The following is a 21,478-nucleotide window of genomic DNA, read 5'->3' on the forward strand; positions in this document are numbered from 1 at the left end:
TTCTTAGACCGTGTTAAAATGTAAACTCTAGTCCGAAAGTAAACATACGAGGTAGCGGATAATTTAGCCCACCATTGCTGTTTCCAGTTTCTGGATCCCAATGCTTGATTTCATCCCATACGGCGAGATTATGCCCCATCGCATAAATTCTCGCTGATTGTATTTTGATACGTTCTAGCAATGGTTTAGGCATATTGTACCCTATTTCAACATTCTTTAATCGTAAAAATCTTCCGTTGCGCAACCACCAAGTACTTGCTCTATTATTATTCGCAGAATTGGTATTACTACTATGAATACGAGGCATCAATACATTGTCTGTCGGGTTTTCTTCTGTCCATCGATCCAACGCAAAAGTTCGGTAGTTTGATTGGTCAACTCCCCACGAAAACGGATACCATCCCTCCGGTGTATTGCCTCCAAAAAGTACAGATGTATTTCCAACACCTTGAAAGAAAGAGCTGATATAGAAATTCTTATATTCCAAATTCATCCCGAATCCATAGACGATTTCCGGTGTCGCTGGGTTGCCGACTCCTCTTTGCTGGTCGAATGCGTCAATCAAACCGTCTCCATTCAAGTCCACGTATTTAATATCTCCTGGACCTATTCTTCCCCCCAATGTAGGGGTGGGAATCCCCTCTTTCAGTTGGTAGGATTTGGTGCCATTGGGGTTTTCTGTGATATTAAAATCATTATCGGTATATAGGCGCTCAGCGATGAACAACGTGTTTTCACTCACCCGAGAACCAGTCCACGCCATCCAAGGGTATGGTTGTGGCAACTCATCATATTCAGTAATTTTATTTCGAGCAAAAGTAAAGGTTCCTCGTAACCCAATGTTAAAAGCACCTGCTTGATGAGTTGCATTGATACTCCCATCGACACCCCAGTTTTCTACTTTCCCGTAATTCTCCCAAGGAGCCGCCCTAAAACCAACACTCGCTGGAATCGTTCTTCTGGTCAACAAAATGCCCGTTCTTTCGGATTTGAAGTAATCTGCTACGATCTCAATACGGTTGTTAAAAAGCCCCAGATTTATACCGTAGTTTTGCTTGTCTTCGATTTCCCATGACAAGTAAGGGGCTTCAAATCGACCTTCAACAATACCGGCACCTAGACCATTCGATCCCCCTCCATTGGTAATCCCTTGGTTGAAGCCTCCTGCCCCCATATTGAACGTCGGACGGTAAAGGAAACGTTCTCCACCCGTATTATCGTTACCCGTGCGTCCCATCGACACCCTAAACCGAACGCTAGTCAGATAATTTTTTATGGCATCAGGATAAAAAGACTCGTTGGATAGTTGATAGCTTACGCCCAACGCAGGAAAAAAACCAAAGCGATACCCCTTAGCAAACGTTTCACTTCCAGTATATCCAAAGTTACCCTCTATAAAATAGCGCCCATCATAGGAATAGGTAGCACGGCCAACAATTCCTTGTTTTCTGAAAGCAAGTGCCTCGTTATGGTACTGGCTTTCTTTTTGCATAAATAATGCCATTGCACCTACAGTATGTCTGTCGAATACATTGTTATAATTGAGCGAAGATTCCATATAGATATGTTTCACCGCACTAGAACCTTCTACGGGTTCACTCATGTCTTCCGTTCCAGAAAAAGTACGGGTGAAAATGAGATTCCCGGCCTCATCTCGCCCTGTAGCAAAATATCGGCTTGGATCATAGGTTCTTCTCGACGAGAAATCACCATCATAATCATAGCTGATAATTCCACGATAGGACAAGCCATTGGTGATGACGTCCAGCTTTTGATCCAACCGCACGGCCGATTGTATACGTGAGCGCCATTCCTTAGCATAGCCTGAGTTCATCAGCATATTATATGGATTCCGCATATTAGCATCGCGCTCTTGTGGAAATGTAGCGATCGTACCATCGCTATAAATCGGAGGAAAAACATAGGGCGGTGTAATTAACATCTGTCTAAAAATAGTTCCCGTACCTGTTCCAGGATAATTGTTCACAAGATATTGTCCACTTAAATCAACACTCACCATAGTTGTCTTTGTGACATCAATATCGATGTTACTTCTTAAATTGAAACGCTTGACACCGATATTGGTATCATAGCGATTATTGGGGTCGTCCTTAAAAATACCGCTTTCAGCGAAATATGCACCAGAGACAAAATAACGGGTACGTTCCGTACCACCGCGGGCGTTTAGTGTATATCGTTGATTGCGGGTTAGATCTCGAAGTAATGCATCCATCCAATTGGTGTTTGGGTAAAGATCTGGATCGATATTATTTCGGTAATTGGCAATCAGTTCATCGCTATAAATAGGCAGCTCGCCATCATTTCGAAGGGCTTCATTAAATAACGTGAGGTAGTCCGCTGAATTCACAAACTGAGGTAGTCGGGTTGGTTGGGAGAGACTATGTTCGGTACGGAAAGATATGACCGGCTTAGCAATACGACCTCTCTTAGAAGTAATGATAACCACCCCGTTGGCACCCTCGGCCCCATATACTGCAGTTGCTGCGGCATCCTTCAACACAGAAAATGTTTCTATTTCCTCCGGTTCAATATCATTGATAGAGCGCGGTATTCCATCAACCAGAACCAATGGTGACGTCCCTCCTGCAAAAGTACTAACTCCCCTAATCCAGAATTCAGAGTTATCGTATCCGGGCTCTCCAGATCGTTGGATAGCTATAAGACCAGAAACCTGTCCAGCTAAGTTATTGGAGAGGCTGCGGGTAGCGAATTGCAGCGATTTACCATCCACCGAGCTGATAGCACTTACTACTTCTGCTTTCTTTTGTTTGCCATAGCCTACTACGACTACTTCTTCGACTCCAGTTGCATCAGTCTCCAAAATCACGGTATAGGTTCCTGGAGCATTAACCAATATTTCACGAGAAGAAAATCCTATATAGGATACTACAATAATTGAATTTCGGGGTACTTCAAGGATAAACTTACCGTTCTTGTCCGTCAGCGTACCCACTTCTGGTCGTGATTTCAAGGCAACAGATGCACCAGCGATAATCGCTCCTGTACTGTCAGTCACACTACCCGTGACCTGGATATTATCTTGTTTTATCTGTCCTCTTGTTTTTAAAAGGGTAATATTATTCCCGCGTTTTGTATACCTGATTCCCGTATCCTTAAAGACGTTTTGTAATACTTGGTCAATAGGTTGGTTGCGAACATCGATACTAACTGGCTTTAAACTGGCCAACAAGCCATCGGCGTATAAAAAATGGAGACTATATTTGTCGGTAATTTGTTGCAATAATGTCTCTACACGTGCATTATTGACAACTAAGCTGATCATCTGTGCTTTAGCTTGAGCAGATAGCACAAATACCACCGTAAACAGCACGAAAATATAAGGTCGCACACTGGTAAATTTGGGCAACAAGACACTAGCCCACGTATTTTTTACGAAGTTTTTGTTCATAATTGATGTAATGGATGATTAGATTATTAGTTCAGTCTATTCTAACGGTTTGTTTGTATGGATTAAGTTTCGTTCATATACATATAGATTTATTTTGTAACGATTAATACTCTGTCTGTAATTTTAAATTTCAATCCTGAAATATCGGCCAAGCTGTATACAGCCTCCGCAAGTGTGGCTTTTTTATCGATCGTTCCGGTTATGGACCTGGATTGTTTGTCATCGATATGCAATCGGATATCGATATCATACCACGAAGCAAGCTTCATTAAAACGTCTTTTAAACTGTCACGTTTAAAGTAGAAATAGCCATCCTTCCAGGAGGTATATTTTTTTGTATCTACTCTTCTTGCATGAAGCCCTTTTGCACTATGATAAGCTTGATATCCTGGCTCCAGGAATAGGCGGTTCTCCTCTGTCTGAATACTTACACTGCCTTTCACTAGAGTTGTTAACGACCTTTCCCCGTAACGATCTACATTAAACGACGTTCCGTAGACTGAAACCGTATCGGTATCCGTAATTACGCGAAACTGTCTATCCTTATCTGGCGAAACTTCAAAAAAAGCCTCCCCTTTTAGTCGGACAGTCCGTGTTTCTTGGTTAAACGCTGGATCCACCTGAAGCGTACTTGACGCATTTAACCAAACGTTGGATCCATCCGGCAGTAAAATCTCGATATTACTAGCTCGGGGAGTTTGAATCGTCTTTACTTCAGCGAGTCGCTTTGCAAATACTTCTCCCTTTTCTGCAAATATGCTATCATTGGTAATCTGCAAAACTTCCTGTTCCACTTTCACGAATTTTCCGTCGGCCAGTTCTATAAGTGTTTGATTTTTGCCCGGTGTCACATCGTTCGCATGTCCAAATCTATGATCCGCAATAACCTCATTATAAAATACGGGATCCTGCCGATTGGGAAGTAGCCACCATGACAAAAAACCAACCAAAACCATCGCCGCCGCAGCGGCAATATAACGGTAGTAATGAAGTTTCCTTATCTTTGTTTGTCTCTGTGTTAGCCGTTTCCAAGTCTCTTGCTTCCTACTTTCAAAATAAACAAGCAGTTCCTCATTTATATTACGCTCTCTATCATAATCTTGGCACAGCTTATCCAATTGTTCTTGCGATAGGTGTATATCTAGCTCCTGACGTTCTACAGGAGTTAAACTACCATCCAAATACTTGGCGATAAGAGAGGCTAGATAAACAGATATTCTTTCCACGGTTTAATGTTCAGTTTTTACCTTTTGACATTATAACCCACGAAACTAAAAAACGGGTGGAAAGAATTATAAGTTTTTTAAGAAAAATAAAAGTGCTATTAAAAAATTAGTCGATACGCGCTCCTTCAACAGTTTAATACCACGCATTTTTTGGCTTTTTACAGTATTGATGGAAATATGAAGTTGTTCTGCTATTTCACTGTTTTTTAAGCCATCGATATAACTCATTCTTAGGATACGGCTGCACCCTTCCGGTAAATCTTCTAACAAATTTAACAACAAAACGGTCAATTCCGCCTTGATAATCTTTTCGTCGTATGCTTCTTCTGACTCGTTTTCAACTTTCTCTTCTAAATATTTAAGATGATATGCATTCTTTCGAATAAGATGCAAACAAGAGTTTTTAACACTTCGATATAGGTAGGGCACGGTAATATCTTCCACTTTTATCCTGTTATCCGAGGAGTTGATAATTTTTAAAAATACGGTTTGAACGACGTCTTCCGCACTATCTGGATCACCTAAAATAGACGTCGCATAAAGGCATAGACGGGCGTAGTTTTTCGTAAATAATACATCTATCATCGTCTCAAGTCTATTCAATAGCAACGTGCTTAGTAATCTCTTTATCCAACCAGGAAATGGAAACAAATATAGCGATAATTCCCATTGAGTATAAAATTATCCCTTTCGCTTATCAATAAACGTAACTGGCTTCCGACTTAAAGGATTAAAAATAATGCGTTGTAATTCTTCCGATGGTCGCTTTTCTACACGTGGTGCCACACGCAATTTTGCCCGAAAGTGATCTTTTATCTGCAATAGGAAGTCTTCTGCAGTTTCTTTTGTGCTAATGTAAATAACAATCTCGTCCGTTCCGATATCATTATGGGATATTTCAATAACGTGATGTTCAATTTCAGGGAAGCCAGCCAGTAGATCATGCATGGCGGGTGGATACAAGGTTGTCCCTTTATATTTCACCATCTGTTGTTTTCTTCCCTCTACCGGGCCAATCCGGTAGGTATTACGTCCACAACTACACGGAGCGATATGTCTGCGGACAATATCGCCGGTTTTAAATCGTAACAACGGAACACCTTGCACCCCTAAAGTCGTGATAACAAGTTCACCAGGCTCACCATCAGGTACGGGTTGCTCTTCCTCATCCAGCACCTCCGTAATAATAAGATCTTCATGAACATGTCCGCCTTGAAAAGCTTCACATTCCGTAAAAGCCGCACCCATTTCTGTAGATGCGTATGTAGAATACAGTTTTATCGGCCACTTTTCGCGTATACGCTGTGTCAGCAAGGAATCATGGAGCGAGGCATTCCGCAGAGACTCTCCGATACACAAAACAGCCTCTATACCAGCGTGGCGATAATCGATGTCGTGTTGTTCGGCATACTCCATCATTTTTAATAAAAAAGACGGTACCGCAATCAAAAACCGGGGTTTATGCTGCAAAATAACATCCCACTGCAGTTGGGGAATCCCAGAGCCTACACGTAGAATACCCGCACCAAGCTTCCGTAGACCAAGAAAATAGGCTAAACCTGCCATAAACCGTCTATCCATCGTGGTCATCAATTGTACCACGTCGCCCGGCTCTACACCAATAGTTTGAAACGAGCGCATCTCGTTATAGGCCAGACGTTCTAAATCTTCTTCCGTAAGTCCAAAAGTTACAGGCTTGCCCAGTGTTCCAGAGGTGGAACAATAATCGATAATCTTTTCCCGTCCGACACAAAAAAAATCTTCGTTGTGCGCTTGAATATCGTCTTTAGTTGTTGTCGGTATACGCTCTAAATCCTCTATGGTGCGAATCGTATCGATGTCAATATGATGGTTCTCAAACAATTGCTTATAATAGGACGAATGCTCCCGCAGATAAATCAATTGCCTTCGTAAGAGCTCCTCTTGATAAGCCTTAATTTCCTGCGGCGATTGCCTCTCCATAATTATCTGTTGTTTCATGATTTAGTATTCGCTATATCCTCCAAAAGAAGGACTATATCTCCTATTTCTCTTTAGCAGTAATTTTCCTTAATAAATACGATTTCCCCAATATTTCGGAACAAGTCGCTATCGCTCCCACTGTTACGCCCAAAATACCGTGCATATATACCCCATGCCCTGTCAAATACAGGTTTTCTATTTTCGTTTTCGGTGCGATAAACGTCTTCAAGGGGTCACTGGCATCCTTTATATGACCATACAGATTACCTTTATATGTTCCGATATAATCCCGATACGATAAAGGAGTCGATACATACGTCTGGTGAACAGCCTCTACCAACTCTGGAAAACGATGCTTCAGTTTCTTCAATAACTGTTCCGTTTTATTCCTTTTGAAAGTTTCATACCCCCCCCCTCGATCCGTTGGATGAACTACCGTATTTATCGTATCTGCCCACGTCTCCACTTCGTCAAAATGCATATAGGTCAATACGGTAAAGGTATCTGCATAGCCCGGATGGCGCGGATCCTCTGTCATCGACAACATGAACATATTTGCCCAATCGTCTTTTTTATAGGTAGCCGCATGCCAAACAGCATGTGCGTTTTGATGGTAATATACATTATGGGCTTTATACCGAACCTGTCCAGGTAGTAAAACCCCATGTAAACTAAACGAAGACGTCGTAACGGGTAAGGTCTGAATGCGATCATAAAAGGCCTTTCGAAAATATTCCTTTCCGACCAGTTGCAACGCTCTTTTCGGATCAACGTTCATAATAAACAGATCCCCTTGAACCTGGTTTCCGCCGTGTGTTATTGCACGACAGACTTGTCCATCTTCGATTTCCAGTTTTACGACTTCTTCGCGTTTATAAGCCTCTCCGCCCAATTTACGCAATTCACGGATCAATAATTTACTGATTTGACTACCGCCAAGTATACATTTGTAAGCACTTTGGATATAGGAATTGACAGCGAGTGCATGGACATAAAAGGGCGTTTTATCATCCTCGCCCGCATATAGGAAATTATTTCCAACCAATACCGCACGCAAACGTTCATTATCCGTTAACGTTGTAAAATAATCCTTAACACTTAGGCTTATAACTTCCGATGCATAACCCTCTCCATCTTCCGCATCATATAATGGGAACGCTTTACAAGTATATTGTAAATCGGCAACATAGCTAAGCAAAGCTGAACGCTCGGCCGGAAACGCCGCCGATAAACAATCCACAAACGCATCGTAGCCCTGCGCTATGGGGTAACACTCCTCTTCATCGCCAAAACAAATCTGGTCAAAAACTTTTGGCATGCGCTCCAGCCGAAGATGAGGCATAATCCCCAAATAGGAAAAATAACGGTGTAAATTCTGCCCTTCGGCCAAGCCTCCGATATAGTGCACGCCTGTATCGAACACTTTCTTATCGCGGGAAAACGTTTGCAAATTCCCCCCAAATTGATTGTTTTTTTCCAATACACAGACCCGTAATCCTTCCTTTGCCAGTATAACCGCTGACACCAAGCCTCCGAGTCCGCTACCTACGATAACGACGTCATATTGTCTATGTATTCCTTCGGTCATGTATAGCAAAACAATGAATCAGAAAGCGTATCTTCCTCCCATCCTAAAGCCCGTAATGACTGCGCTTTCCTAAAAGTATAGATTTCTTCAAAGGTCTCCAAAAGAGAAACGGGTAAACTAGCTATCTCTATCAACGGATGGATAACAAGTACGGTATATCCTTCTGCCGTATGCGGTGCAAAACGAACTTGGCGCTGTTTTATCCAATAAATACTCTCCGCCACCGCACGTCTCTCTTGATCTGCAATAATACCCAACAATTTCCGGTTCCCGCTCTGCAAGGACAACAGATAATCGAATTCACCATGCGTATCCGAAAGATGTGCAACGTGCGCCCCCTCTCCCAGATACGAATCTAGCTCATGATAATGCAGAGCAAAGCGGGCTATATTTTTCTTGACATCTCGCACAATATCCTCATCCTTATAGTAATAAGCCAGTTCTAATTTCTTTCGGAAATAGAACACACCTTCTTCGTTTTGACGCCAAGCACTATATCGCTTTCGAAAGTGTCTCATAACACGCTTGGTACGTTCCAGGTAACCTTCGCCAAAAGACGTATCATCTATACGAATGCGGTCTCCAATAACTGGTGTCATGGCTCCTCCGAAAATAAGCACATCACCTTTGGGTAATACATCACCATTTCCCAAAAGATAGATAGGTAGGATATCCAGCTGCAACTGCTCCGCAAGATAAAAAGCACCTTTGTGAAAACGCTTTACAACATTCTCATAAGAACGTGTACCTTCCGGAAACACAATCAACGAATAACCTTGTACAACTTTCTCCCGAAGGACATCTACCCCGTTTTCCAATCCTTGACTCACGGGATAAAACCCTAACGCTCTTACTGCCCTGCCAAAAACAGGAGAATTCCAGACCCAATCGTTTACCAGAAAAATGCCCTTCGGAACAAGCATACCGAGCGATAACGTGTCGAGAAACGAACTATGGTTCGCAATAATGACGGCGGGTTTATCAAATGTTTCTCTGCGCAGATTAATCGTCTTATGTTTTGTCTGCGGATGAAGGTATAGCACGGACTTCATAAATGCCGACATCGTTTTTCTAAAAAATGCGTCTTTCTTTTCCTTTGATAGAGGTAAAATCGACACGATCACCCGACCAAAAAAGGAAACGACCAAACATCCTATGCCGTAATAAGCAAAAAACAACAAAGACAATAAAAGGATCGTGATCGTAAAGGGAGACTTACCCTGTTTCGCCCGGTTGGAAATAAAGAAATGAAACAAGATAGGGTAGAATACAAAGGTAATAATGACGGCGGCAAACACCCCTATCAAGGAAACGGATGCAATGGACAACAGTGCCGGATGTTTAGCGAATACCAAGGCGCCAATCGCCAGTACTGTCGTTAATACGGCCAGTAAGATCGAGGTGCGATAGGTTTGCAGCGTATCCTTTCCTGTACTATATTGTTTCTGCAAAGCGGCCGTCATAAATATGCTAAAATCTACGCCATGTCCAAAAACCAACGTACACACGATCGCACTAAATATATTAAATTCCAACCCGAACAACCCCATCAGCCCTGCGGTGACCAATCCGGTGAGACCGATAGGAATTGCGCTCAGCAAAACCAGCTCTAGCCGACGAAAAAACACCCAAAGTATAAAAAGTACCGCAAAGAAAGAATAGCTTACCAAACGGTTGAAATCATCGCGCAATTGCCCTAAAAACGTTTCGTTCATGTTTTGGCGATCAACAACCAAAACATCTGCATTTTTCTCCATGGCTCGAAGAAACGGTTCCCGTTTAGCATCATCCAGCTTCACTAAGGTGGAAATAGTAAAGAAACCATTCCGCTCGGCGACAAAATCCGATAACCCCAACGCGCGTTGCAATTGAAAATCATGCCATCCTAACGCTTTCGGCTGTTCCTTCAATAACCTATAAAAATCGGCGTGGGTCTCTACTTCAAAACCATATTGTTCTCCTTCCTTTTGTAGACGAGCAATAAGGTTATCGGTATGCTGATTTTCCCAAAACTGATTCCACTTGTTAATCTTCTCATGCTGTAAAGTAGCGGATAGCGGTATAATCAAGCCATTATAATCCAGAATTTCTTTTTTGGTTTTTGCCGTGTTCAGATTTGACATCAAACGATCGGTCTTTTGCGCCGCGTCTTCAAAGGTCTTTCCTGTAGAAACCAAGTATACAGATTTAGATGACGTATTGGTCAGCTTATCCAATTTATGCTCCATCTGCTGCAACGCTTTTGGCACAAAATTTAAATCAGCCAGATTATTATTATAACCTACCCGTCCACCGGTAAAGCAGCTCAATACAATTAATACCAAACAAATAGCAATCAGTATCTTACTTCGCTCAAAAGGGAATGCCGCCAGTTTGTCCAATATGGAATTATGCCGAAGTTCTTGTTTTGGACGGTAAAGGTGCGGGACGATGAGCAATGTAAAAACAGCCGACGAAAAAATACATATCGATGCAAAGATGCCCAAATCCACCAACGCTTCCGAATGTACAAATAACAAGCATAGAAATACGACGGCATTCGTCGCTCCGCTCATTAACAGCGGACGCGTCAGTTCACGGTAAAGCGCACGGATATCACCAGATTTTTTATAGTGGGTTAGGATATGTAAAGCATAGTCAATGGTAATTCCAATCAAAACGGCAGCGACACTGAGTGATATCGCTGAAATAACAGGTTTGTAAAGATAAAGACAGGCCATACCAAACAAGGCTGCGAAAACGGTCGGTATAAAAACGAGTAGCGGAACATATATTTTTCGATAGAATAGGATAAGTAGCAGCATTAATACTGACATCGAAATCAGCACCGTCGTTGAAATATCCATCTTTATCTGTTTGGCATTCGCTACTGCAATAAAAGCCGTTCCATAATAAGAAATGGCGGCTTTCTGTTCAAATTGTTGATGTAATGTGTCTCGCAAGCGTTCAAGATGTTCTACTAGCGCGGTATTATGTTCGGTATCTGCACCTTGAAACGTCGGATCCAGAAAAAGCAGCAATTGGCTGGTGTCTTTGGTAGCTATAAATCCATCGTACAACATAAAATTTTCACCCACCGTATGCTGTTGCATTTTTTTCAATCCTAACAAAGCCAATCCCAACGGGTCTCTCTGAATAAAGTTCCGCATAACAAGTCCCGTGGGCGAAATCAACGTACGGTAATTTTCCGATACACGTTCTGCGATAGAATCGGGTTGTAATCGTTCGGCTATCGTGCGATAATCCCTTTCATCTAAAAACAACGGCAGATGTTGGTACACCAAATTATATGTACTCTCCATCTCTTCTTGCTCAATTCTACCCGTGATCCCACGGATATAGGCAATGTCTGTCTCCATGGAATCTATAAATGCACCAGCGATCGCCGTCAACACACTGGGCTTGGTGGCTTCGTTCCTTTCAATTAAAACCGTTATTTTATCCGCAAAATTAATTTGCTTTAGTACTTTCGATAATTCATCCGTTCGCTCATTTTTCGGGATAATCTGGGTAATATCTTCTTCAAAACGAAGCTTGGAAGCCAGCAGGCCGCAGCCCGCTAAAAACAACAACGCAATGGTAGCAGCAAGGAGTTTGTTACGTCGTACCCAAACATAGATATGGTAGAATATATCCTCCATTATTGAGTGGAAACAGCTTTCTGCCGATATAGTTTTATAAAAAAGTAACTGAAAGAGCCAATGAGTATCGCCATTCCACTAGCGAGGATAAAGCTACCTATAACATATTGCCAAAGGTGGGATTTAATAGTTTCCAAGGAAACGCCATCGAGCTTAAACGTGGTGGAAGATGGATAGACCATTCCGCCTACGAGCAATGAAGCATAAATAACCAATGGGATGAATGGAGCAAAACTGATATTGGAAAAAACGAAAGCAAGCACCTTGTTCAAACGTAGGAAAACCGCCAATGTGATCGTTATAGCCGTCTGAAATCCCCAAAAGGGTGCTATACCCATAAAAACGCCTAGCCCGATAGACAGCGCTTTCTTTATCGGGGAATCGGTACTGCCCAATATATTTTCTTTAACGAAGTCAGACCATCTTTTTTTTTTGAAGCTCCGAAAAAAGTTACGCGGGAGGATATAAAAAAAGGTTAAAAACACCAACACCGTGTTCAAGATGCTGATACGGGCAAAGTCTTTAAAGGGGCGAAAATGGGAAACACGTTCACTGGGATCGTACAGCACTTGAACGGGCACATTCTTGACTTCAATACCTCGCCAAGCGGCACGTACAATGATTTCAATCTCAAATTCAAATTTGTGGGTATAGAATCGTTGGGATATAGCTGCTAAGGGATACGCCCGAAACCCAGATTGCGTATCGGTCAGCTTAATGCCAGTTTCAAACCAAAACCAAAAATTGGAAAATTTGTTTCCAAAACTGCTCTTTCGCGGTACTGAATCGTGGCTCATGTTACGGCTTCCGATCAGTAACACGGGTCGGGTTGCTTTAGCGATAGCGTCAACAAATACCGGAATATCAGATGGGTAATGCTGTCCGTCGGAATCAATGGTTATCGCGTACTGAAAATGTCGGTCTCTAGCCCGCTTTATTCCTTTTCGCAAGGCCATACCCTTCCCTTGATTATGCGCCGATGTGATGACTTCGATTTGTGGATATTGATTTAAGATCGTTGATGTTGTGTCGGTAGATCCATCGTTGACGACAATAACATGAGAGGTGTATAGGAGCACACCATCTATTACGCGTTTTAAGGTTTTTTCATTATTATACGTCGGTATAATAACAACAATCCCCAAACGCTCTATTTCTCTTGTTACCGTCTCGCGTTCAATCATTTTTCAAGCCCAACGTGATACATCACGTTTATACAATATCTACAAAAATAATGATTTTTATCTTCTTTTTGCCGCTGAAGCTGCGGTGTGGCTGTTACTTTCTTGTCCTTGAAGAAGCAAAACCCAATCTGCCAGCTGGTGGAGAGCTCATTCGGGAATGAACATGATTTGATGAATATAATCAGCCGAGTCTTGGTAGTTCTTTAAAGATGTAACAATATAAGCTATGCGTTCATATATTCGGAAATGAAAAACAGGTCAGTTTTCAGTTTAACAGTAGGTTTTTTTATAATTTTACAGCTTATGAATGTCAAGATAAGAAAAGAAGAAAAGGAAGATTTTAAGACCGTATTCGAACTGATACAGAAATCTTTTGAAACCGAAGAATTGAGCGACCATAAGGAGCATTATTTAGTAGAGCGGTTAAGAAATTCAGATGCCTTTGTTCCCGAACTGTCACTCATCGCCGAAGTTAACAATCAAATAGTCGGTTATATCCTGCTTACAAAAATTAAAATTGAGGATGATGCTAAGAATAGTTATACCTCTCTTGCATTGGCTCCTGTTGCTGTATTGCCGGAGGTTCAGGGCAAAGGCATTGGCGGAAAGTTGATAGAAGCAGCCCACAAAAAAGCAAGAGAATTGGGCTTCGGTTCCGTAATATTGTTAGGGCATGAAAACTATTACCCCAAATTCGGCTATAAGCTGACCAAAGAATTTGGAATTAAGTTGCCTTTTGATGTCCCCGAAGCAAACTGCATGGCAATAGAATTGACTGAAGGCAGTTTGCAAAATGTAAACGGTATTGTCCACTATCCGAAAGAGTTTGAAATTGAATAAGGGAATAGCTTATACCTATCAAAAAATAGCCATATTATATAAGACGGTCAATTTCAACGCTACTGTCTCTTCAAAAGTCGTCGTATTCTTTACCTTTACCTGCCCTTGTTCATCATGCGAGATTTCGAATTCAAAGTGCAGAACAGGGTTTTCATTAGGATTTATCAAGGCGGTGAACTTTACATTTGATGCATGTGCTAAAAAGAGTGGTTTTTGTTCAACTTCTTCTACTAACTCTTTTAATATCTGCATCATACACACACCCGGAGCAACCGGATTATTTGGAAAATGACCTCCAAATATCGGATGACCGGGGTTCAAATGTACCTCGGCAATATGTATATTGTTTGACCGAGAGGTGATATTCTCTACGTGATAGAAATCTGGCAATAAGGTCATATCACTCTTTTTATAAGGTAGACTGATCTACATCCAAGGTAAGATCAATTGTCAATGGGAATTTTTTATGTTCTACCGCTATTTTCGTAGGAATGTCTTCCTCATTCCATTCACGATAAACAATCGTTAAATGTTCTTTAGCGCCTTTGGCCTGCTGGATACGCTCAACCTTGCGTTCTTTCAGCACATAATAGCAGTTATCTACGACATATACAGGATAATAATGCTGCTGGTTTGCAAACATCACGGCCGACGTCGCATGACGTTGTTCTGTCATCGTCCGGAAGATATTGACGATTTCCCTCACGACTATACGTTTATTTAAATCATGCATGGCATAATGCAGTTCATGTTCATCGGGCGAAATACTGACATCAAATAAGGTTTGACCGAAATCGCTTACCAGTGCAACGCGATGTTCATTTCGTCCCAACGTTTGCACTACTAGATTCCCATTAATATCTTTCTTAAAAGCATTCAGTTTCGCACGATACACAAAAGCCCGGGTAGTATCAAGATAATAATTATTCAATTCCTTTGGTTCTGATCTGCGAATTCCCGAGGCATTCGGATAACGGTATGTACCGCAGGAAACAAAAAAGAACAGCAGGAAAAAACTACAGGTTAAAAATCGATTCATCAATCGTTGTATTTACTTTTCTATTCTTTATAACAAAACGTGTATAGTCGTTAGAAGGTTCCACAAGCTTTACCTCCTCTATTTGTTTATCCGTCGACGAAAATAGCAGCACGATCTCCTTGATATACTTTTTCGCACCGGCTAATTTTGGTGTCAAACACACCATATCCGCATCGCCTTGCTTTAAATAAGAAACCGCAAATTCCTTTTCATCATATTGCCCGCCACGCATACTGGACGAAACGAGGGTACTTATTTTTTCAAATTGCTTGCTATTCCCCACATCAATCGTCTGTTTCTTGCCTTGATCATCGATAAAAATCTTATGGTCTTTAAACACCATTTTATATTGAAACGGCGCTGTATATGCCCAACTTAGTTTATCGGGATGTTTTAAATACAGTTTCCCAGATGATTCCACCGGTTTTTTCATAAAACTAAGGTGCTTATATTGCACAAAATCTGCCGATATCGTCTTGATTTCCGCAAGCTGCTGTAAAGACTTTTGAAAGCTGGCTCTTTCGCTCGCTGACATTTCCCTTGTTTGTGCCCATCCGCCATAGGGCAACAACAAAATCATCAAAAAATAAAGCAGTTTAGTCTTCATATCCATGCAAATTTAACAAATCATCTACAGAAACCGATATATATCCTTGTTTCTGTAAATGGGGCAGCAACCGTTTTAGGACATTGACGGTACGTTGTGAGGTGTCGTGGAAAAGCATAATATCTCCTGATTTCAGCCTTTTACACACCCGTTGATAAATTTTATCCTCTTCCAACGTGACCGTATCCAACGAGCGGTTGCTCCACCCGATGATCTGATGTTTTGTATATTGGACTGCCTTAGCTACCGATGGATTAGTCACCCCAAAAGGCGGACGAAAGAATTTAGGCTTTTTTCCTACAATCTGTTGGATAATTGAATTACATTGTTCCAGCTCTGCAACAACCTCCTTTTCTTTTAAAAAGCCAAAATTTCTATTATGGGAATAGGTATGATTACCAATGGTATGCCCTTCGTCGATAATCTGCTTCGCAATATCGGGATACGCCAACACCTGCTTTCCGATACAGAAAAAGGTAGCTTTAAACTGATAGGTATTCAATAATTCCAAAACTTCGGCTGTATGGGGAGAGGGGCCATCGTCGAAAGACAATGCGATCAGTCCCTTCGCATTATATTTCTTTCGGAAAAAAGTATGTGTAAAATATCCTAAACGTATATCAAATGCGCCCCAAGCGGTCATTCCAACTGCCAATAGCAGAACAACAAAAAACCATGCAAAAGAACCACCAAAGATTCCGATAAGCAGGGAAACGAATCCTACCACAAGAAACAACGGATATAGTATAGCGTGTTTTAACATGCCCGAACAACAACCAGCGAATGATCTTTACCTTTATATTGATTATATAACAGGATATTTTTCCAAGTTGTTTTCGGTGGATTTTTTTCGTTCCAATACAAAATGGGTGGAACAGTTTGATATTTCAGCACGAAAGCAGCGGCAGCCAATCCAAAAGCCGAACAGCTATCATACTGACCACTTAGGTGTTTGTAATATAAAGGTGTTGCCAAGGGAAGCTCCTGTTGCAATGCATTGTAAAACAAGTCATCTTTTTCATCGCCGTTGTAACCTAGGATAACCGCGTCGATATCTTCTGGTCGAAAATTGTTTGCCACGAGGAAATCCTGTAAAAAGGATGCCGTTTCAGACACTTCCAGTTCATTTTGCAACGTCACATCTATCATTTCAGCATAAGAAGAGGTCATTCTGCTCGCGCCCATCGAAAAGAATTGCGCGCCTTCCGCATAATTGACGCCCGGAGACACATTATTTTTGACTGTTTCCTGTATACCATCCGCTTTGATATAGCCCGCGGCTTGTAGAAACGCGTAGGTCTGTTCCGCGATTTCATCTACCCCACCAAGAAGTACATGCTCCTCTTCACCCGTCTGTAACAATAAAAGCGCATCCAACAAAGCTGATTCAAAAGAGATGCCCCCGTTTACATAGGTTACATTATAACCTTTACATTGCAGCTGAAGTGCAATCTGCGCGGCAACGGTGTTGTGTGTAGACTGGATAAAAGATGTTGGCGTGAGAAATTGCTCTTCATTTTCCCACAAACTACGGAGAAATTTATCGGAATCCTCAGAGCACCCTAACCCTGTTCCCGTAACAATGGCATCGGGTATCGTTACGGAAGCCTCCGCTAACGCTTGCTGCGCAGCGTAAATACCCATCTTCATTCCTCTCGACATGCGGCGGATCGCTCCCGGAGAAATAAGGCCTTTATAGGAGGGTTGATCTGCGGGTGTGATCGCATGATCTAATACCCGTACTTCTGAAAAAAATTCTGCACGCCATACACCTTGTGTCGTCACCACACCTATACCGTTTATGAACACACTTTTCTTCACGCTTTTGAAAAAATAAGGGATGAGCAATTGCCACCGAACCCAAAAGAGTTAGAAAGCACGTGTGATAACGACCGGTGTTGTCCCGTTGTTTCTGGTATCAAATCCAGTTCTTCCATCGGGGTATTGAAATGAAGGTTGGGTGGCACGACACCTTGTTGCAAAGCCAATATACTATACACGGCTTCGATCGCACCAGCCGCAGCTAATGTATGCCCCGTAAAGGGTTTTGTTGAGCTGAATAGGGGTACATTGCCTTTGAAGATACGTTGCATGGCTCGCCCTTCCGACAAATCATTGTTCGGTGTTGCCGTTCCATGCGCATTGACGTAATCAATGGCTTGCGGGGCTAATTGCGCTATCGCCAAAGCCTTTTGCATCGCCAAAAAAGCCCCTTCTCCGTTTTCGGAGGACGCCGTTTGATGAAACGCATCATTTGCATTGCCATATCCTGCCAAGTAAGCCAAAACATGTTTATCCTGCCGCTGTATGGATTCTTCAGATTCCAATACAAGATACGCCGCGCCCTCTCCTAGATTAAGTCCTTTACGATGCTCGTCGAAAGGTTGGCAAGGGGCGTCCGATAAAATCATTAAGGTATGAAACCCATTAATGGTAAATTTGCTTAACGCGTCCGTTCCGCCCACGATCACCCTATCCAAGCGACCAGAACGAATTAAACGGGCGCCCATCATCATGGCGTTTGCTGCGGAAGAACAAGCCGTGCTTACGGTAGTCACTAAACCTTTTATTCCCAAATGCTGGGCTATTTTATGGGAGGAATCACCTGCCGGATGCGAGGAGATATAACGATGCCATTCGGGAGAATTGAGATAAGTTGGACCATATCGCTCTGTATAATCCATACCGCCGACACTAGTGGATGATATAAATCCTGTCCGCAGATCGTGGGCATCTCGCAGTTCTGCTGATTCTACCGCTTGACGGGCGGCATAAGCACCCAAAAGGGCGGTTCTCGTAAAAGCGTGAGGTAACGATAATCCCAAACTATCCGATAGCTCTTCGTTGGTACGCTTTATCTCACCGACCCAAATGTGTTCTTGTAAACGAGTAGGAAAGTTTGCTATTCGTGAGAGGCCGTGTTTACCTGCTAATAGCGCTTGTAAGTTTTCCTCAACGGTCTCGCCAATCGAAGAGATAATGCCTATCCCCGTAACCGCAACTCCCCTGTCCGTCATTACTTCGTTCTATTTTCCGAAATATAGGTGGCCATCGTTTCTATGGATTGAAAAATGTCCCTTCCTTTTTTTGGATCAGACAGTTTAATCCCATATGTTTTATCCATCAAGACAATCAGCTCCAATGCATCGATAGAGTCTAAACCTAACCCTTCACCAAACAACGCTTCATCATCTTGAATATCAGCGGGCGTGATATCCTCTAGATTTAAAACGTCGATAATTTGTCTTTTTAACTCTTCTTTTAATGCTGTCATTATGTATAAAAATAAAGACAAACTTAATTAAAATGCGCTGTTTTCACTAAAAAATATACAAAACTGCCCGATACGCTTCTTGAAAGTATTCTACCCAGCCGCATAAAACTCGGTTTGCTTTACCGGATTGTAACAGGTAATCGGCGTAGGCGAAAATAGTTTCCTCCGGGAACTCTTCTGCAATAAAAAAAGAGTTCTCTGTTTGCAAGCCATGCCGGATAGCAATCTCACCGGAGCAGATATTGGATAGCGTGTAGACAAAAGTGGCTGGACGGGGATAATAGTTGTCCATATCTTGAATGCTTTCCTGATGTTTTATATCGGTATCCAAACTACCGGATTTGTTAGCTAAAACAAGCGCAAGTCCATTGGTTTCTTCATCCTGTAAAATATATTCAGCGGCAAGAAAAGCCAACTTGCTCAATGCATCCATTTTATAGAATTTCGGATAATCGATGTCTAGATGTTGAAACGCTTCCTTCGCAAAATCTGAAAACGGCAGATTCTCTTCGTTTGTCCAAACCAGCTTATCATCGACAACAATCCGATGTTGTTCAATAGTACAGGATTTTTGTATGTTAGCTTTTTCTAGCATGTCGCGACGATTCTATTTCCAAAAATATATAAAACAGTAGCGCCAATGAAAAAAATACGAAATTATTGATGATAAAAGTTTATATCATCGAACAGCAAATTATCGGCCTCGTTAACACATATGGTGAGCTGGTAGGAACCGCTTTCACGAACGTCATAAATCAGTGTGTACGACACCCAGTCTTTATTATCTAACTGTGTTATTGCCGGTATTCCAACGATATTACCCTCACTGTTTTTTCCAGAGGCTTCCTGTCCCTCTCGGTGCAAGGATATAAACCGGATATCTCCTTTACCTTTTGTAAAAAATTGCAATTTGTATTTACCGGAATCGAGCCGTGTGGCTGAAGAGAAAAAACGTCGGTTATCAAAAGCCTTCTTAGGTGCAAAATCAGCTTGTATAGCATTTGTTCCGCTGTGTGATTCCCCAGCCTTTCGGAATATCCCCTCTCTATCGATGACATGAAATGTTGCCCATCCCTGTGGAAGTGATTTACCGTTTTTCCAAATTTCCAAATCACCGTTATTTAGTAGTCCGCGTTCTTGTGCATAACTGTACTGCGCACAAGCGGCAGCAATTACAAAAAATAAAATAATACTTTTCATGATACGTGTTTATTATTGTTTAAAAAATTGAAAATTATCTACACTGCTGTATTGGTTATTGCCCTGGGTATACATGCCTATGGTACATTCTCCGTTCGATATCGGAATATTCTCTATACGGAGTTTTATCCACGTACTTCCAGGCATGATATCGGCTTTCAACATTGCCCCACCAAAATCTTTAGCGAAAAGATAGTTTTCTATTAATCCAGTACCACTCCTTACCCAAGCTTGTAATGTATACAACCCGTTAGTCAACCCGCTTATCGTTTGTTTGGTTTCGACATTATAGCCGCTATTCTTAAAGTGAGTCAAACGATAGCTTCCGGTGTGAGGCCCTCCTTCGAGATAATTCGCATCGGGATTACTACCACCTGTTTGCCAAGAAGCAGGATTCGTTGCCGCAGCTTCGTCTACTTCGAAGCCCGGGTTTTGCACCAATGAAAATCCATCTATTCCGACCGTTGAACTTTTCGTCGTGGCATCGAAGATACTTTTATTGATTGGGGGACGCTGGTAATATTGCGGTTCCCAATAATATACGCCTAAACCTTTCGACTCTGGGAGTGTTGCCACTCCATCCAATAGTCTAAAAATCATTTCTCTAGCACGCTGTGGATCATTTTGGTAGTAGCCGCATTCCACCACCATGACCTCTTTGCCATATCTAGAAGAAAGATCTTCTAAGTTATTAAGGCTTGCTTCAATATCACTATCATACGTCTCCAAAATGGGATATACCGATATACCTATCAAATCAAAAATAGCATCATTAGCCAAAAGTCCATCAAGCACGTACCGGCAACTGTCATTGTATTTACCCTTTGAAAAATGTACCATTACTTGAATAGAATCGTTGACCTCTTTTACAGCTTCATAACCGGCTTTATGCAAAGCTGCATAGTTAGACATATTACCTAGTCGGATATCACCTATGGGCCATAACATACCATAGTCCGTTTCATTTCCGACCTGTACATATAATGGTGTAATTCCTTGCGCTTGCAATGCATTCAGACAATCCTTGGTGTGGTTTGCCAATGCTGTCTGCATTTGGAGCAATGTGTATCCCATCCAGGCGGCGGGGATATTTTGCTTTTTAGGATCTGCCCAACTATCACTATAATGAAATGAAAGAATGACGCTTAGCCCTAAAGCTTTTGCACGTATAGCTTTTGCCACCACATCCGCGATACTATTGTAATAATAGGGGCCAACAGGATTTACCCAAACGCGTAATCGAACGCTGTTGAGCCCCCGTTCTTTTATTAAAAGAAATAAATCTTGCTGATCAGTAGTGTTATAAAAGAGAAGATTTTTTTGTTCCATATCCGTTACATGGCTAATATCTGCACCTTTAAGAAAATGATAGTTATTCACCTGGTTTATAGTAGCCAATTGGAAGGTTTCTTGCGTTTCTTGTTGATCCATATGCTTAGAAGCAAAACTATCTTCTAGGATAGATTTGTTACAACTTTGCAACAAAA

At 41.8% G+C, this 21,478-nt stretch carries 18 protein-coding genes; 1 reads left to right on the forward strand and 17 read right to left on the reverse strand.

Annotation, left to right across the window (positions count from 1 at the left end; genetic code table 11):
* Window positions 1–13 precede the first annotated feature (13 nt).
* From H8B21_RS04460 to H8B21_RS04490, 7 genes are all read right to left on the reverse strand, one after another.
* The gene (locus tag H8B21_RS04460; protein ID WP_190312560.1) at window positions 14–3,430 is read right to left on the reverse strand and encodes a TonB-dependent receptor; all 3,417 of its coding nucleotides are present in this window, start codon (window positions 3,428–3,430) and stop codon (window positions 14–16) included.
* An 89-nt stretch (window positions 3,431–3,519) separates the two neighbouring features.
* Window positions 3,520–4,656 carry a FecR family protein gene (locus tag H8B21_RS04465; protein WP_190312561.1) on the reverse strand — a complete coding sequence of 379 codons (1,137 nt, stop codon included), beginning with the start codon at window positions 4,654–4,656 and terminating at the stop codon, window positions 3,520–3,522.
* A gap of 66 nt (window positions 4,657–4,722) precedes the next feature.
* Entirely contained in the window at window positions 4,723–5,241 is a 519-nt protein-coding gene (locus H8B21_RS04470) for an RNA polymerase sigma factor (RefSeq protein WP_190312562.1), read from the reverse strand.
* 96 nt (window positions 5,242–5,337) lie between these two features.
* Complete coding sequence (locus H8B21_RS04475) at window positions 5,338–6,636, reverse strand: phenylacetate--CoA ligase family protein (protein ID WP_190312563.1); 1,299 nt, start codon at window positions 6,634–6,636, stop codon at window positions 5,338–5,340.
* 43 nt (window positions 6,637–6,679) lie between these two features.
* The gene (locus tag H8B21_RS04480) at window positions 6,680–8,206 is read right to left on the reverse strand and encodes a phytoene desaturase family protein (protein ID WP_190312564.1); all 1,527 of its coding nucleotides are present in this window, start codon (window positions 8,204–8,206) and stop codon (window positions 6,680–6,682) included.
* Complete coding sequence (locus H8B21_RS04485; RefSeq protein WP_190312565.1) at window positions 8,203–11,847, reverse strand: 1-acyl-sn-glycerol-3-phosphate acyltransferase; 3,645 nt, start codon at window positions 11,845–11,847, stop codon at window positions 8,203–8,205. The genes H8B21_RS04480 and H8B21_RS04485 overlap by 4 nt, the downstream gene beginning before the upstream one ends.
* Complete coding sequence (locus tag H8B21_RS04490) at window positions 11,847–13,031, reverse strand: DUF2062 domain-containing protein (protein ID WP_190312566.1); 1,185 nt, start codon at window positions 13,029–13,031, stop codon at window positions 11,847–11,849. Before H8B21_RS04490 ends, H8B21_RS04485 begins: the two co-directional genes overlap by 1 nt.
* Window positions 13,032–13,334: 303 nt before the next feature.
* Between H8B21_RS04490 and H8B21_RS04495 the strand changes: the two genes are divergently transcribed.
* Window positions 13,335–13,871, forward strand: a complete 537-nt coding sequence (locus H8B21_RS04495) for a GNAT family N-acetyltransferase (protein ID WP_190312567.1) — start codon at window positions 13,335–13,337, stop codon at window positions 13,869–13,871.
* An 18-nt stretch (window positions 13,872–13,889) separates the two neighbouring features.
* On the opposite strand, the gene H8B21_RS04500 is transcribed toward H8B21_RS04495, so the two are convergent.
* The 10 genes from H8B21_RS04500 to H8B21_RS04545 all read right to left on the reverse strand — a co-directional run bounded on the left by H8B21_RS04500 (window position 13,890) and on the right by H8B21_RS04545 (window position 21,422).
* On the reverse strand, window positions 13,890–14,270 hold the full coding sequence (locus H8B21_RS04500; protein ID WP_190312568.1) for a hotdog family protein: 381 nt from the start codon (window positions 14,268–14,270) through the stop codon (window positions 13,890–13,892).
* Window positions 14,271–14,280: 10 nt separating this feature from the next.
* Complete coding sequence (locus H8B21_RS04505; protein ID WP_190312569.1) at window positions 14,281–14,910, reverse strand: hypothetical protein; 630 nt, start codon at window positions 14,908–14,910, stop codon at window positions 14,281–14,283.
* Entirely contained in the window at window positions 14,888–15,517 is a 630-nt protein-coding gene (locus tag H8B21_RS04510; protein WP_190312570.1) for an outer membrane lipoprotein carrier protein LolA, read from the reverse strand. Before H8B21_RS04510 ends, H8B21_RS04505 begins: the two co-directional genes overlap by 23 nt.
* Window positions 15,507–16,280: a polysaccharide deacetylase family protein gene (locus tag H8B21_RS04515; protein ID WP_190312571.1), complete on the reverse strand. Its 774-nt coding sequence runs from the start codon at window positions 16,278–16,280 to the stop codon at window positions 15,507–15,509. Before H8B21_RS04515 ends, H8B21_RS04510 begins: the two co-directional genes overlap by 11 nt.
* Window positions 16,274–17,338, reverse strand: a complete 1,065-nt coding sequence (locus H8B21_RS04520) for a beta-ketoacyl synthase N-terminal-like domain-containing protein (RefSeq protein ID WP_190312572.1) — start codon at window positions 17,336–17,338, stop codon at window positions 16,274–16,276. Before H8B21_RS04520 ends, H8B21_RS04515 begins: the two co-directional genes overlap by 7 nt.
* Complete coding sequence (locus H8B21_RS04525; protein ID WP_190312573.1) at window positions 17,335–18,534, reverse strand: beta-ketoacyl-[acyl-carrier-protein] synthase family protein; 1,200 nt, start codon at window positions 18,532–18,534, stop codon at window positions 17,335–17,337. The genes H8B21_RS04520 and H8B21_RS04525 overlap by 4 nt, the downstream gene beginning before the upstream one ends.
* Entirely contained in the window at window positions 18,534–18,791 is a 258-nt protein-coding gene (locus tag H8B21_RS04530) for a phosphopantetheine-binding protein (protein ID WP_190312574.1), read from the reverse strand. Before H8B21_RS04530 ends, H8B21_RS04525 begins: the two co-directional genes overlap by 1 nt.
* A 46-nt stretch (window positions 18,792–18,837) precedes the next feature.
* The gene (locus H8B21_RS04535; protein WP_190312575.1) at window positions 18,838–19,386 is read right to left on the reverse strand and encodes a beta-ketoacyl-[acyl-carrier-protein] synthase family protein; all 549 of its coding nucleotides are present in this window, start codon (window positions 19,384–19,386) and stop codon (window positions 18,838–18,840) included.
* Window positions 19,387–19,448: 62 nt separating this feature from the next.
* Window positions 19,449–19,991 carry a hypothetical protein gene (locus H8B21_RS04540; protein ID WP_190312576.1) on the reverse strand — a complete coding sequence of 181 codons (543 nt, stop codon included), beginning with the start codon at window positions 19,989–19,991 and terminating at the stop codon, window positions 19,449–19,451.
* A gap of 12 nt (window positions 19,992–20,003) precedes the next feature.
* A complete protein-coding gene (locus H8B21_RS04545) occupies window positions 20,004–21,422 on the reverse strand; it encodes a glycosyl hydrolase 53 family protein (protein ID WP_190312577.1) in 1,419 nt (472 codons plus the stop codon).
* Between the last annotated feature and the right edge of the window lie 56 nt (window positions 21,423–21,478).

The organism is Sphingobacterium chuzhouense, from assembly GCF_014692525.1.
In the GTDB taxonomy this organism is placed as follows: domain Bacteria; phylum Bacteroidota; class Bacteroidia; order Sphingobacteriales; family Sphingobacteriaceae; genus Sphingobacterium; species Sphingobacterium chuzhouense.

Coding starts and splice junctions, on each gene's coding strand:
- H8B21_RS04540 (WP_190312576.1), bottom strand. CDS start 19,991: ATGAAAAGTATTATTTTATTTTTTGTAATTGCTGCCGCTTGTGCGCAG.
- H8B21_RS04545 (WP_190312577.1), bottom strand. CDS start 21,422: ATGGATCAACAAGAAACGCAAGAAACCTTCCAATTGGCTACTATAAAC.
- H8B21_RS04530 (WP_190312574.1), bottom strand. CDS start 18,791: ATGACAGCATTAAAAGAAGAGTTAAAAAGACAAATTATCGACGTTTTA.
- H8B21_RS04475 (WP_190312563.1), bottom strand. CDS start 6,636: ATGAAACAACAGATAATTATGGAGAGGCAATCGCCGCAGGAAATTAAG.
- H8B21_RS04505 (WP_190312569.1), bottom strand. CDS start 14,910: ATGAATCGATTTTTAACCTGTAGTTTTTTCCTGCTGTTCTTTTTTGTT.
- H8B21_RS04500 (WP_190312568.1), bottom strand. CDS start 14,270: ATGACCTTATTGCCAGATTTCTATCACGTAGAGAATATCACCTCTCGG.
- H8B21_RS04515 (WP_190312571.1), bottom strand. CDS start 16,280: ATGTTAAAACACGCTATACTATATCCGTTGTTTCTTGTGGTAGGATTC.
- H8B21_RS04485 (WP_190312565.1), bottom strand. CDS start 11,847: ATGGAGGATATATTCTACCATATCTATGTTTGGGTACGACGTAACAAA.
- H8B21_RS04510 (WP_190312570.1), bottom strand. CDS start 15,517: ATGAAGACTAAACTGCTTTATTTTTTGATGATTTTGTTGTTGCCCTAT.
- H8B21_RS04470 (WP_190312562.1), bottom strand. CDS start 5,241: ATGATAGATGTATTATTTACGAAAAACTACGCCCGTCTATGCCTTTAT.
- H8B21_RS04525 (WP_190312573.1), bottom strand. CDS start 18,534: ATGACGGACAGGGGAGTTGCGGTTACGGGGATAGGCATTATCTCTTCG.
- H8B21_RS04495 (WP_190312567.1), top strand. CDS start 13,335: ATGAATGTCAAGATAAGAAAAGAAGAAAAGGAAGATTTTAAGACCGTA.
- H8B21_RS04460 (WP_190312560.1), bottom strand. CDS start 3,430: ATGAACAAAAACTTCGTAAAAAATACGTGGGCTAGTGTCTTGTTGCCC.
- H8B21_RS04535 (WP_190312575.1), bottom strand. CDS start 19,386: ATGCTAGAAAAAGCTAACATACAAAAATCCTGTACTATTGAACAACAT.
- H8B21_RS04480 (WP_190312564.1), bottom strand. CDS start 8,206: ATGACCGAAGGAATACATAGACAATATGACGTCGTTATCGTAGGTAGC.
- H8B21_RS04490 (WP_190312566.1), bottom strand. CDS start 13,031: ATGATTGAACGCGAGACGGTAACAAGAGAAATAGAGCGTTTGGGGATT.